The organism is Rhodococcus sp. OK302 (genome assembly GCF_002245895.1).
Classification (GTDB): Bacteria; Actinomycetota; Actinomycetes; order Mycobacteriales; family Mycobacteriaceae; genus Rhodococcus_F.
This window is the reverse complement of record NZ_NPJZ01000002.1, coordinates 152450-165325: the sequence shown is the minus strand read 5'-3', so window position 1 is coordinate 165325 and position 12876 is coordinate 152450. Positions and strand designations below refer to the sequence as shown.

13 protein-coding genes and 1 pseudogene are annotated in these 12876 nt (G+C 59.7%); 10 read left to right on the top strand and 4 right to left on the bottom strand.

What is annotated here, in order from left to right; all coding sequences use genetic code 11:
* Positions 1-90: 90 nt before the first annotated feature.
* Together BDB13_RS28310 and BDB13_RS28305 are read left to right on the top strand one after the other, a co-directional pair.
* Entirely contained in the window at positions 91-966 is an 876-nt protein-coding gene (locus BDB13_RS28310; protein ID WP_094275389.1) for an alpha/beta fold hydrolase, read from the top strand.
* Positions 967-1168: 202 nt separating this feature from the next.
* Positions 1169-1543, top strand: coding sequence for a DUF4259 domain-containing protein (locus BDB13_RS28305; RefSeq protein WP_094275388.1), 375 nt, complete (start codon positions 1169-1171; stop codon positions 1541-1543).
* Between the two features lie 755 nt (positions 1544-2298).
* On the opposite strand, the gene BDB13_RS28300 is transcribed toward BDB13_RS28305, so the two are convergent.
* The gene (locus tag BDB13_RS28300) at positions 2299-3357 is read right to left on the bottom strand and encodes a GNAT family N-acetyltransferase (protein ID WP_094275903.1); all 1059 of its coding nucleotides are present in this window, start codon (positions 3355-3357) and stop codon (positions 2299-2301) included.
* A 260-nt stretch (positions 3358-3617) separates the two neighbouring features.
* Between BDB13_RS28300 and BDB13_RS28295 the strand changes: the two are divergent.
* The 4 genes and pseudogenes from BDB13_RS28295 to BDB13_RS28275 all read left to right on the top strand — a co-directional run.
* Positions 3618-4369: pseudogene (locus BDB13_RS28295) on the top strand (IS630 family transposase); the annotation flags it as partial.
* Between the two features lie 481 nt (positions 4370-4850).
* Positions 4851-5348 carry a TetR/AcrR family transcriptional regulator gene (locus BDB13_RS28285; protein ID WP_094275386.1) on the top strand — a complete coding sequence of 166 codons (498 nt, stop codon included), beginning with the start codon at positions 4851-4853 and terminating at the stop codon, positions 5346-5348.
* 204 nt (positions 5349-5552) lie between these two features.
* Entirely contained in the window at positions 5553-5987 is a 435-nt protein-coding gene (locus BDB13_RS28280) for a hypothetical protein (RefSeq protein WP_369597478.1), read from the top strand.
* A gap of 42 nt (positions 5988-6029) precedes the next feature.
* Entirely contained in the window at positions 6030-6527 is a 498-nt protein-coding gene (locus BDB13_RS28275) for a hypothetical protein (RefSeq protein ID WP_094275385.1), read from the top strand.
* Between the two features lie 787 nt (positions 6528-7314).
* Here the strand turns inward: BDB13_RS28275 and BDB13_RS28270 are convergent.
* A complete protein-coding gene (locus tag BDB13_RS28270; RefSeq protein WP_141210731.1) occupies positions 7315-7851 on the bottom strand; it encodes a hypothetical protein in 537 nt (178 codons plus the stop codon).
* Positions 7852-8653: 802 nt separating this feature from the next.
* Between BDB13_RS28270 and BDB13_RS28265 the strand changes: the two genes are divergently transcribed.
* From BDB13_RS28265 to BDB13_RS32360, 3 genes are all read left to right on the top strand, one after another.
* Positions 8654-9160 (top strand): GtrA family protein, encoded by a 507-nt coding sequence (locus tag BDB13_RS28265; protein ID WP_254923093.1) that lies wholly within the window; start codon positions 8654-8656, stop codon positions 9158-9160.
* Positions 9161-9324: 164 nt separating this feature from the next.
* Positions 9325-9756, top strand: coding sequence for a GtrA family protein (locus tag BDB13_RS28260; protein ID WP_094275383.1), 432 nt, complete (start codon positions 9325-9327; stop codon positions 9754-9756).
* Positions 9757-9765: 9 nt separating this feature from the next.
* Positions 9766-9933, top strand: a complete 168-nt coding sequence (locus BDB13_RS32360) for a hypothetical protein (protein WP_176459769.1) — start codon at positions 9766-9768, stop codon at positions 9931-9933.
* 51 nt (positions 9934-9984) lie between these two features.
* Here the strand turns inward: BDB13_RS32360 and BDB13_RS28255 are convergent, their stop codons facing one another.
* Together BDB13_RS28255 and BDB13_RS28250 are read right to left on the bottom strand one after the other, a co-directional pair.
* Entirely contained in the window at positions 9985-10287 is a 303-nt protein-coding gene (locus BDB13_RS28255; protein ID WP_141210730.1) for a hypothetical protein, read from the bottom strand.
* Between the two features lie 209 nt (positions 10288-10496).
* Positions 10497-11510 carry a lysylphosphatidylglycerol synthase transmembrane domain-containing protein gene (locus BDB13_RS28250; RefSeq protein ID WP_176459768.1) on the bottom strand — a complete coding sequence of 338 codons (1014 nt, stop codon included), beginning with the start codon at positions 11508-11510 and terminating at the stop codon, positions 10497-10499.
* A gap of 262 nt (positions 11511-11772) precedes the next feature.
* On the opposite strand from BDB13_RS28250, the gene BDB13_RS28245 reads away from it, so the two are divergent.
* Complete coding sequence (locus BDB13_RS28245; protein WP_176459767.1) at positions 11773-12867, top strand: ATP-binding cassette domain-containing protein; 1095 nt, start codon at positions 11773-11775, stop codon at positions 12865-12867.
* Positions 12868-12876: the final 9 nt, after the last annotated feature.

Below are 12876 nucleotides of genomic sequence, written 5' to 3'. Positions count from 1 at the left end.
ACTGTACCGCCGCTCTTGCGACCGTCATCGTGTGGCGGCGCCGCCAAAATCGCTTGTGGGCCGTGACCGTGGTCGGCGACAATTGCGTCCATGACTGTCGATATCTCGGAGCCGGCCCGGTTGGGTGAACAGCGTTTGGCAAGTGGGCGGGTGATCGGGTGGGCCGAATGGGGTCGCCCGGACGGGATTCCCGTGTTGCTGTGCCCAGGCGCAGCAACCACCCGATCACTCGGTTTCGGCTCGGGCGCACTCGAGGAACTCGGCGTGCGTCTCATCTCGCTCGACCGTCCAGGATTGGGGGTGTCGACACCGCAGCCTGGCAAGTCGTTTCGCGACTTCGCGGCCGATGTCGACGAGTTCGCGGCGCTGCGTGGGTTGGGCAGGCCCGCGATGGTCGGCAACTCTCAGGGTGCGCCGTTTGCGCTTGCCTGCGCGGCGACGGGTATCAGTGGCGCGCTCGCGATCGTGTCGGGTGCGGACGAGGTGGCGGCTCCGTGGTTCGCGGATGCTTTGCCGGATCAACTCCGCGGACTGGTTGACCTGACCGCATCGGATCCTGACGGAGCGGAGCGTTTCTTCGCGAGGTTGGACGCGGACATCATGTGGCAGATGGTGATCGATTCGAGCCCTGCATCCGATCTGGCCGTCTACCGTGACCCCGCATTCGAGCGCATCTACCGTCGCTGTCTGGGGGAGGCGTTCGCCCCGGGGCCTGCGGGCTATGCCCGTGACACGGTGCTGGCCATGGGCCGTTGGCCGTTCGATCTGACGACGATCGGTGTGCGGGTGGATCTTTGGTACGGCGAACAGGACACCAGTCACTCCTTCGACCTCGGAGGTTCGCTCGCTGACCGTATTCCCGAAGCGCGACGGCATATCGTGCCCGGTATAGGCGGCGCAGTGTTGTGGACACACGCGGAAACAATCTTGCGTACCCTGCTCAGGCATGCCGACCCGGCCGGGTAACGAACCATTCCTCGGTCGCCGTGGTGAAGGCTTTGTGTCCTCCCATCTTTCTGCCTTCCGGGTCGAACGCTGGCGGTCGGCCACCACGTGCGCCCCGGACGGCGCCGATGCCCGGCCTGAATGAGTCGGTGCCTGTCGAGTTCTCCTCGGGGCGCCCACATAGACTCGACCGGCAATCGATGCGAGCGGCAAGGGAGGGCGTATGGGCGTCTGGGGTTCGGGAAACTTCGACAGTGACACCGTTGCGGATGGGTTGGGAATGTTGACCGGCCGGATCGTCGACGACATCACCGCGGAGTTCGAGGACGACTCGAGTTTGGAGCCGGACGAGTGGGGAGGGGAGATGGTGCCGGCGTGGCTCGAGATCCTCACCGAGATTGCCGAGACCCGACGGGTCGGTGTGAGCTTTCCGTCGACGACTGTGCTGATCGACTGGCGCGACCGATACCTGCGTGTGTGGGACGGGTACATCGACGAACTCGAGCCGGACGACGATTACAAGGTTGAGCGTCGGGCGGTGCTTGTCCGTACCTTCGAGCGGGCGGTTGCTGTCGCCGCCGAGCGGGAGCGGGTCTGAGCGGTGCGGAGGCGGACCGTCTGCTGGCCGTAGTTGCTTCCGGCCTCAATCCGTTTGTGGGTGTGGTCGTGACGATGCGGAGCGCGAGTTTTCCGGCAGATTTGTCTGCTCCGATCGTCGTGATCCCGGCACACGTCGCGAACCCAGATCACGTCGGTGTCGTGGCACAAGACGAGGGACATGTCATATTCCCAGGGCGCCGGCATGAGTTACGGGACCAGGTGACAGTGCGGGCTGTTGGTACCGAATGATCGGGGGCAGTGACATGTTCTCGCCACGGATGCGTTGACCTGTTGAGACCAAGGTCGTTGTCGGAACGACATGACACGGGCGCCCTTGAGGACGAGTGGGCCCAGAATGTCGGGGACGCTGAGCTGCACCCTCTCGAGTGCGCTTTGAGGGGCCCGCGCCTCAGCGCTCCAGGGATGTCGATCGTGGTGCGTGGGTGGTTGTCGAGGTCGCTCTGACCTTGACCATTGGGTTCATCACGCCGAATCATCCTCGGTGGCTGTGGAACTGGTGAACCGCGCCGCCCCGGTTTCGACTACCGCTCCGGCCACCGAGTCGTCGGGTCGGCTGATGGGGATTCTCTGCAAGCCCCGGTCGGACAACCCGCAACGCGAACAGAGCCGCCGCGCCCGGGTTGAACTCAGCGCGCGCCGTGTCCCCGGTTCCGGGGACGTCCGCGCGGACAATCTCGAGGTAGGTGTTCGGGTCGCCGGTGGTGTACTTCCTGATGTTTACATTGATTGCCGTCAGAACTGTTTCACGAGACTGATCGAGCGGTCGACGGTGGTGAATCCCAGTCCCTCGTACAGGGATACCGCGCCGGTGGGGCTCTCCGAGTCGACCTCGAGCGTCGCGCGCTCGAGGCCCTTGTCCTTGTAGGCGCGCATGGCGTGCGTCAGCAGCGCGCGAGCCAGGTTTCGCCCGCGCCACTGTCGAACGACCCCTACGGCATAGATGTATCCGAAGGGGTACCCGTGGATCTGCCACTCTTCCTCGTTTGCCTCGCTTAGCACGTAGGCAACGACTCTGTCCTGTCCGTGGTCGGCGCGGGCGACAGCGAGGAATGACAGATCTGGCCTGGAGGCGCTGAGGCGGTCGCCGGCCTCCCAGTCGGCGCGGCTGACGGGCTGGCTACCCCAATGATCGCGAAACGCATCGTTGTGGGCGAGCCGGGTCGGTTCGGACCATTCGGGCCCGTACGGCACGATCCGCACGTCCGGGTCGTGGCTGATGTGTGGGATCGGATCGGCGAGGTCGCGCTCGAGTTCATACCACCAGCGCAGCGACTCGTATCCGTTCCGGTGGAGCAATCGCACTGTTGCCGTGGCGTTTTCCTGGGCATCGGACGACAGCCAGCCGGGGAGGAGCTTGTCGGATCCGGCGAGGTGCTGCAGGCCGCGGCCTTCTTGCCAGCGGATCAGGGCGCTCCCGATTCCCTCACCGCGTCGGTCGGGGTGCACGGCGCCGTGCAGGGAGACCCACACGATTGTTTCTTGGCTCGACAGCAGCGTCGCCGTCGCGAAAGCGACAGCCCGTCCCGAGGGGTCGAACGCGATAACTGAATCGACGGTGGGGTCGAAGTCGTCGTCGGCGAACTTTTCCTCGATCTCGTCCATCATCACCAGGGTGCGTGGATGGTCGACTGCGCCGGCGGAGCGCATGAGGTCGAACAGCGCGGGGATGTCGTTTTTCGTTGCCGCTCGCCAAGCCAGGTCCTCGCCGATTGCAGGTATTTCCACGGTGTCTGGTGCGGTGATTCGTGCGTTGAGGGGGAGAGAGGATGCCGTCAGCTGGCCGGAAGTCATCTGTTGTCCTTTCATGTTGTCGTAGTGCAGAACTGGACGTCGATGGTGTCGATCGCCAAAGGCGGGAGACGGTACCGAGGGCGCGGTGGGAAGTCCGTGTCGTGGACCACGCGCAGCGATGGACTCGAACGAGCCAACGCCAGTCGTCATCAACGACAGTACCTGTGGTGGGCGAGTAGTTCGACCGAAATATTGTTCACCCACCGTGTTTTGGAGGACAGCGAGTCGCTGCCGAGCACCGCCCTCATCGTTGAGGCGGTGTCACACACTGGAGTTCACGCCTGCTCGCAACACACTTGGGGATCGGGTACGGCACGGCCGCACGCATCTGGCGCGAGTACGGCGTGCAGCCTTGGCGCAGTGAGACATTCAAGTTCTCCACAGATCCGGAACTGGTCGCGAAGGTGACCGACATCGTCGGTTGTATCTCGATCCGCCGGAGAACGCGATCGCCCTGTGCGTGGACGAGAAGTCGCAGATCCAGGCATTGGATCGGACGGCTCCGACGTTGCCGATGCAGATCGGGATCCCTGAGAAGCAAACCCACGACTACGTTCGCCATGGCACCACCACCTTGTTCGCGGCGTTGGAGATCGCGACCGGGAAAGTGACCGGGATCTGCCGACCGCGGCACCGTCACCAGGAGTTTCTGGTGTTCCTCAAGCATGTTGCGCGGGTGTATCCGAAGCAGGAATTTCACCTGGTGATGGACAACTACGCCACTCACAAGAAGGCCGAGGTCCGCGAGTGGCTGGCGGCGAACTCGCGGATCCACGTTCATTTCACCCCGACATCGGCGTCGTGGATGAACCTGGTCGAGGTGTGGTTCGGGATCATCGAACGCCAAGCGATCCGCCGCGGCACTTTCCGCAGTGTCCGCGAACTCACGACGAAGATCCGAGAGTTCATCAACGGGTGGAATCCGCGGGCGCAGCCGTTCGTCTGGACGAAAGCTGCCGAGCAGATCCTGGCGAAAGCTGACCGTAAAACAACTTCAAACTCGGGGCACTAGATTGCACTCCCCGCAACAGTATTCGATGCAGTCGCCTGTTCCACTGCTAGGTTATCGACGCATCTACCGACGAACCTCGAACCTCGAAGCATTGCTGCGCAACAGGCCTGAGAAGGCACCGCAAGTATTCAGATGCGTGCACGCCGTCGACTTTCGGCAAACGCCTTTCCGGGACGGACACTGATCGCGTCGGCCGCGGGGTGGCGCAATCGGTCGCGATTATGCCGTCGAGATCCTTTGCGGCACTTGCGTGATCAAGCGCTCGCGACTTGGAAGCTTATCGTCGACCCGATTCGTCGGACACCAAGCGATAGACGACGTACCCGCCGAACCAGGTGATCATGGCGATGCTCAGCGCGAATAGGGCGTCAAAGAAGATGACCATTGCTTTCCCTCTCTTGGGATCAACTTGAATAGATCCGTTTCTCCGAATGGAGAATTTCTCCATTCGGAGAAGAAATTAGCACGGTACCTTCTCTAGGTGGAGAAATCGACGCGGGAAACACTTCTGGACGCCGGACTCGAACTACTCGGGCGGGTGGGGTTCCGGGGCTGGTCGATGCGTGGCGTGGAGGACGAGGCCGGTGTGCCCCACGGCAGCGCGCGGCACTATTTCGCCAACCAACAAGGTCTGGTGCTGGACATGGTGCGTCATTTGCTCAGCGGCGACCTGCCTCGACCAGGTGAAACGCCGCGGCAGCAGATCGCGAGGTGGCTGGGTCCGGAGTCGGCCCGGACTCGAGCCCGCTACGAACTGATCATCGCGTCCTTCCACGACGCCGCCCTCGCAGCGGAACTGGTGCTCGGCCGGGACCGATTCGTCGACGGATTGATCGAACTCGGCATGCCGTCCGACGATGCCACCGAATTGGTTGCGGCGCTGGACGGACTCGCACTAGACGCTCTACTGCGGCGCCGCGTGCCGGAGACCGTTGATCCAGAACGGATCATCGATCGGTTCCGGCCATCAATGCGCTGAGCGTCACGCCCCCAGCGTGCGCATGGCGTGAGACCCGACTCGGCGCGAAGGTCATCCGTGCCACACCTGTTGTGATCTGCTGTGTTCATAACGAAAGTCGCTGAACTGCATGAACTTTCTTCGCGAACGCCGCGGTTCATACACTAGTCGCTGCAGTTCGGCCTTGAGTCGATACGCACACAGTGCCGCTGTTTCGATGCGACGATGATGAAGTCGATTACTGCCGAGCCGTTGACGAGCAATGCAGGAAGGGTGGCCATGGAGATTCAGGGGACCGTGGAGCGAAGTCGAGCAGAGATGGAGGTCGCGAACGTCTTCGGTGAACCTTATGAGACGAGCGACGGAACCACGATCGTTACAGTTGCGCGTCTGCATCGAAGGCGAGGGGGTGGTCCGGTGCCGGTCGGAGTGTTCTTGATTCACGATGGCAAGGCGTCGTGGTCGCCGGCGTTGGATCTCACCAGGTTGGCTTTGATGGCCGAGTTTATCGGATTGGTGTCCGCCGTGATCGCCACGTTGGCAGTTCTGCGTCGACCGCCCTGGCCGGATCTTTCGAATCGGAGGTTCGTCCCAACGGTGCTGCGATCACCTGGAACGACAGTCGAGCCACGTTACGCTCGAATGCGTGGAACCCCGTGAAACACACATCCCCCCACATGATCTCGCCGCCGAAGGGTTCACATGACCGACACAGCGCCCATGCCACCATCTGCGGCCGTCTTCCTCCGCACATCCTGGTGGTGGAGTCGCCGCGACGAGCTCGCCAACCGCCAGCTCGTCGACATCTTCGCCCGCCACGGCCACCCGTGCACCGACATCACCTCCCCGGCCGCTGTCGATGCGTCCCTACAGACGGCAGTGGAGAACGAGGCAGCGCGGGGCGAACTCGCCGACTGGATCGACATGATCTCGACACGCCGCGGCGGCAGCGGAATCCAAAATCCCGGACACAGTCTCGGCGGCCACATCGACTACCTCACCCGCAAGCTCGGCGAAAAGCCTGTGACCGCAACCATGTTGCGTCAATGCCGTCAACAGATCGAATTCACCGACGAGCTACTGCGGGAAGGCTGTGACCTGCCGGAGCTGGCACACCCCGACGAGGCGATGACCGATCTGCTGAGCCGCTACCGCGTCATCCGCGCACAGGTGCTCACCGCCGAACCGACCGAACCGTGAAGGGTGGCATCGGTTCTCGGGTGAAAGCTGCCTGGTCTGAATGCTGCCTGGTCGGTGGCTGAGGATATCCTTGACCTCGTCCGATGCTCTGCATCGGCCCGCTGAGTGTGTGACGCCGGTATGGTCACCGGCACACTCACACGTTCAGCACTCCCGCTCAGGCGCGGGGAGCGGTGTGGCAGGCACCAACAGGGAAATTGGGGCCCGCCACACCGCACACTCCGGCCGCTGACGACACGCGGTCGCGGCTGCATACCGCCCCGTATGCGTGATCGTGTCGACGAAAGAATTGGTGACAACTGTCCGATGCCGGCCGGTAGATGATCCGGCAGTTGTGACTCTCGAGATTGTCTGGCATGTCTTTCACGAATTTTTTGGCACGTTGCGTGCGGCGCTGGTCGGGTCACGGCGAGACTAAGGAAGATCTCACTATCCGGCGATGCATTCCCCGGAACGTTGGATGCGGACGTAGCGGGGTGTGTTTGACGCAGAATTCCCTCAAGCGTATTCCGGTTGTGGAGACTGCCGGAGCGGTTTGCTCGAAGATCCGACTTTAGTGCTAGCGGTTTGCGGCGGTGGAAGACTTTCCCGCCGGGACGGGTCGTAGATCTCGGCGATATCGAACCACTAGCTCAGTGGATCGAGCGACCAGTAGCCTGAGCGATCGACAACGATGCCAGCTGATTCGTGACGACTGGCACCGAGTCCGTTGTCCCGACAGGCCGCTGGCCTGCCGCCGGAGTTGTCCGGACGGCAGGCCAGCGGCCTGGGCGAGAGTTCTACGACGTCACGCCGGGGGAATCAACGCCCGGGGAATCACATTGCGTACGCCGCAACTTCCGTACTCGCTCGTCTGAAACTTCGCCACCGACACCCCGTACTGGTCGATTACGGTGTACTCGTCGAAGTTGTTCACTTGACCACCCACAGGGCCGCAGCGCCCCCGTCCCGGATCGGTCGATTCAGGGAGCGAGAGAAGGATTCTCTGCATCTCGGCGCCGTCGGGGACGAGCGATGGCGCCGGAGCGAGGTCCCCGGTCATAAGCCTGATGTGCAAGTTGGGTTGGTGCTCGTCGTCGTTGTCCGTGTTGTGCACGTAGTGGCAGCGCCGCAGGGTCACATCGGAGGCGGACGGGTCCTTCTTGTAAGCGAGAAGCCATTCCAGCCCGAACAGGCTCGCCCCCGAGTACCTCGACACCGCATCGCATCCGCCTGATCCCGTGTTCGCCTCGACGGATGTCGATTCCGCGGCGCTCGCAGAGGGTTCCGCGGTCGGGCTGTCCGACGAGCAGCCGGCGAGCAGCAATGGGGTAATCACGGCCACGACGGCCAGCCCACCCGCGTGCCAGTTCGGCGCCCAGCCGTTCTAGCCGACTTCAACGGTCCTGCCCATCGCGGAGAGGAATTCATAGTTTGGGACAGTAAAGGGAGCAGTGTAGAGAGAATCACCTTTTTCGGAAATTTGTCGGATGTGTCACATTTAACTGAACTATGCAGCTAAATTTCTTAGTACTTTAGTAGGAGACCTGGGAGAAATTACTAGTACTTTCGGTGGATAACTGCCTCTACGTGCACTGCCGAACTTATCGGCACATTCTTTCCGATTCTCCACTACATGCATTGCTCAAATTAGTAAGTCTCAGGACTCTCCCGTGGGATTCAGAGCATGCGCCGTAGCTTCTTGAACGAGTCGTGCCGGCACCTACGTCACCAACTGGGCAACGACGCGGTGTCGGTGATCGCGATCAACCAGGTTCACCCTCACCGGAGATAGGAGCGCAACATCCGCGCTATGATCTGGCCTCGCCAATGCGAACAGCCCGATCAGCAGAAGCAGCGCGGCCGCGACATCGAACGCTGACAGGACACATGCAGTTGTCTTCTGAAACTGACAGCCACATAATTGAACGCAGTGTTAGTCACCGTGTTTAGGGGGACAAATGTGCAGCAGCGTGCCATTTTAGTCCTCCGCCTAAGCGAGTGCCGGTCGGAAGTACGCGCCGTTGTGGTAACGTCCATTGATATTGAGTTAGAGACCAAATGAACATATCGTCGATGTTTCCGCTCGCAGCGTAGGCGAGTTGCGGAGATGCGCTGGGGGAAAATTGAAACTGGTTGAGTACATCGTGGCGCGCATTCCGGAGCCATGGCTCGGACGCTTGTTGAAGAACTCGGAACTGATCAAATTCCTGACGGTGGGAGCAATAACCCTCGTTACCACTACTGTTCTTTTCTTCGGCCTCAAGTGGACGGTACTTCAAGATAATCCTGTCACAGCAAATATTATCGCCATCCTAGTTTCGACGATTATCTCCTATGTTCTGAACAAGGAGTGGTCTTTCGCTGATCGAGGTGGCCGGCCGCGCCATCATGAATCTGCACTCTTCTTCGGAGTGGCGGGAGTTGGCGTGATAATCAATCAGATTCCGCTGTGGTCCTCGCGCTATATTTTGGATCTTAGAACTCCCGACGTGTCCTTCTTTGTCGAGAATATTGCCGACTTCGTTAGCGGGATCATTATCGGCACACTGATGGCAACAGCATTTCGATGGTGGGCGATGAAAAGGTTTGTATTTTTGGACGTCAATTCTAAACCGGAAGATCGCAGCAAGGTTGAAATCAGGCAAAAGTAATCATAGGCCAGCCTTGCGCTGGCATGCAGCGTAATGGTGGGCTGGCGGATTACCCCCCATTGTGGATACGCGAACAACCGATACGCGCACGCAGTCTCCGATCATCATCAGTTACTGGTATCCCGTCTGGGGGGCAACGTCCGCAACTAAGCGCAAGGGGTTTCATGGGCAGCGTTACCGATGGTTTCGCGGCAGGCGGGCGTTCGTTCTTTCGGACTTATAAGCGCATCTTGCTGTTCTGTATGGTTGGAACTGCGGGTGCCGTCTTCGATTTCGGTACGCGATCAGCGCTACTTTCCCTCGGGCTGAACCCGGCTGTGAGTCGAGGAATCAGCTTCGCCGTAGGCAGCTCACTCGCCTACTCACTGAACAGCAGATTCACGTTTGCAGGAAATCGCAGCGCCAAGGAAAAGGTGCGCGCCACACTGGTATATCTGATCTGCTTCCTTATCGCGATCGTTGTCGACGGGATCGCGCGCCGTTTCATCAGTTCGGGGGATTTTACGCTGACGGCAGCCTGGGTGATTTCCCAGGCTGCCGCTACGTCAATGAATTTTCTCTTGCAGAAGTACTATGTTTTTTCAGGATCAGACTAGATCCAGGCCATGAAACCAGTACTTGCCGTCATCAGTCGGATAGGAAAGCCGGCCGCCGATGGTGGTTGGCATGATGGTGGCATCGCTGTCACCGGACTTCCCGAACTCGATGTCGCTCAGGTCGTGAAGTGTCGTGAAGTATTGCGCGAGTCGGGTTCCCAGCCGTCTACGTCATGACATTCGCGTCGAATGCGACGTCGCGCCCCGGCATCTGACGCCTTCTGCGATTCAGCGAGGGATGAGATCCGTCAATATCCAGACACCCGCTGCCGTGAGGGCAAAATTCATGATCAGGAAGGCGATCGGCACACCGGTACTATGTCGATTTCGTGACAACTTTTCCAGGATGCCGGTGCCAACTGCGCCGACTGACAGTGCGAACATCGTGACAGCACCGTCGACGCCTCTGGCATAATCGAAAAAAGCGCTGGCCAGCAGGGCCACGCCAGTGGATGCGGCTACGCCGCACATGGCCAGAAATATGCCATGCAACTTCTCGTATTGTCGCGGGTTCAGGCTAGAAGTGAACAACGGATGCTCCTCGATTCTGAAGCGGAATTCTCCTGGCGAGCTACGTTAACACCCTTGGTAGATCCCCAGATGAGCCTAACGAGCACGCGAAATTGAGGTACTGCAACCTCATTCCCGCCGACAGATTGCACCACCTGCAGTCGACCATTTCGCCGCGGCCAATTTGATTGCAGCACTAATGATTGATGGCAGAACACTAACGAACTCTGTTACGAAGAAATTGGGACCCTAACCCCACCCAAGGTCCGGTACTTGACAAGAAATATTACCCAGCCCGCCACAGTAACCAAAACCAAGCTGACTATCCGATAAACCAACACAGCTAATCCAGCCTCCGCTGGCGGAATTCCACTCGAGACGAGCATCGCAATGAGAACGACGTCAACCACTCCGATTCCACCAGGAATCCACGGCGTGGCAGTGCCCGCTACCTTACTCGCCGAGTATGCAACAGCGACTGCAGCAATCGAAATATCAGATCCGGTGGCGTAACACGCACAGAGCAGGCATCCAATATCGGATATCCAGTTGAAAATAGACCAGCCGAATGCAGACGCTAAATTACGTTTGCGTAGCTCTACCGATTCCAGCTGATAGAAAAAGTTGACAACTTTGTCGTTTCCAGAGTCGGCCGGCCTCTTGAATAATACATTTACTTGCCGAAGAATTCCGGCGATCAAAGATTTCGCAGCCGTGCCACTTTTCGAAAAAAATATTCCGACTGCAATCAGGAGGAGCATTCCGGCCAATGAGATGGCCAACGATAGTTTGTTTCCGGAAGTCCCCAGCGAGCCAGTGCCTAGTATTCCCAGCACAGCCAACCCGATACCCTGTAGTGCCCCTCCAATCAAAAGCTGCCACGACGCAATTCCGGGCGTTGCCCCCCACTCTCGTTGCCTTTTGTAGAGAAAGGCGGTGGAGAGGACCGGACCTCCCGGAACGGTCATACTTATCGAGTTGGCGGCATAGATTGCAGCAACGGACTCCCGCTGGGGGACAACTATGCCCGCGGATCGCAGAAGAACCCGCTGCACCTGGGCGAAACTATCCATTGATATCGCCGCAAATGCGATCGCACCGAGGAACCACTCCAATTGGATGTTATTTCGGTTAGGCCAATATTTCTGCAGTTCCGGAAATATAAAATATGCTTCCACCCCGAGGATTGCAGCAACGGAAACCATAATCGCCACTTTTGCATACTTCACTAAGTTCTTCGACAACGTCCCCGCCAGTCTGTTCGAGCCGTAGAATTTGTATGGCAAAACCCCAGTTGTGGGGGCTAATCGGTCATGCAAGTGTACAGGTCCCGTTGGAATCTTGTCTTCAAAATGGCGGGAATTGACACAGGTAGGCATCTTAATCGGAGCCTGTCGATTCGTCGTAGATGGAACCCGTAGGCTACGGGAAATCTGGTGAATACTGCTGCGCAGCGGGGCATAATCCATGTTGGGGGAGGGGAACACGGTGATCGAGGCGTGCCGGTTGACGAAACACTACGGCGATATCCTTGCTGTTGACGATATGTCGTTCACAGTGCGTGAGGGGCGAATCACGGGGCTGCTCGGACGCAAGGACTCCGGTAAATCGACCATCCTGCGGATGCTGATCGGTCTTGATCATTCCACGAGCGGACATGCCTACATCGACGGCCGACCGTTTCGGGAGCTGGAACGGCCGCCCACGAAGGTGGGGGCGGTACTCGATGCGGATTGGGTGTATCCGCATCGCTCGGCTCGTACCCATCTGCGCTGCCTGGCGCGCTCCGGTGGGCTTTCCGTGCGACGCGTGGACGCAGTCCTCGAGCAGGTGGATCTGATGTTTGCCGCGGATCAGCATGTCCAGTATTTCTCTGGTGGGATGTTGCAACGACTTGCCCTGGCTGCTGCGTTGCTCGGCGACCCTGCTGTGGTGATTCTCGACGAGCCGTTCGACGATCGCGAGCCTGAAGACATCGTCTGGGTTCGAGGCTTGTTGGCTCGGTTGAGCGGCGAGGGGCGAACTGTTTTCGTTTCCAGCCGTGTCGCGGCGGAGATTTCGGTGCTCGCCGAGGACTTGGTCGTCATCGATCGCGGTCGCGTCGTGGCCCGGTGTACGACTGACGAGTTCGTTGCACAGACAGGCACTGCCATGTTGCGGGTGCGGTCTCCACAGCTGTGGAAGCTGAAAGAGCAGTTGCACGCGAAGGGCATCGTCACCAACACCGACGATGATGCGTTGCTGGTCGCGGCCGCTGAACTGGTTCGAAATAGCAACTGCTACCAGCGAAATCGCCCGAGTCCTCAAGCCCGATGGGGGACTCGCGCTTTTGTGGAACACGCCCACGTGGACCGTGGACACCACACCATGGCTGCCGGACCTCCGGCGCATACTTTCGCACCACAAGGAGTCGGCGGGCGAGTACCCGGCCAGCGTCACTTGGCAGAAGACACTCGAAAGTACCCGTTTGTTCGAGACCCTCCAGCACACCAACGCGACTCACGGACAATCACTTGGCCACGATGCTTTCCTCGCCCAGGTGGCGTCATGGAGTTGGGTCGCCAATCTCCCGGACGCAGCACGAAGAACAGCGCTGAATGACGTTGCTGA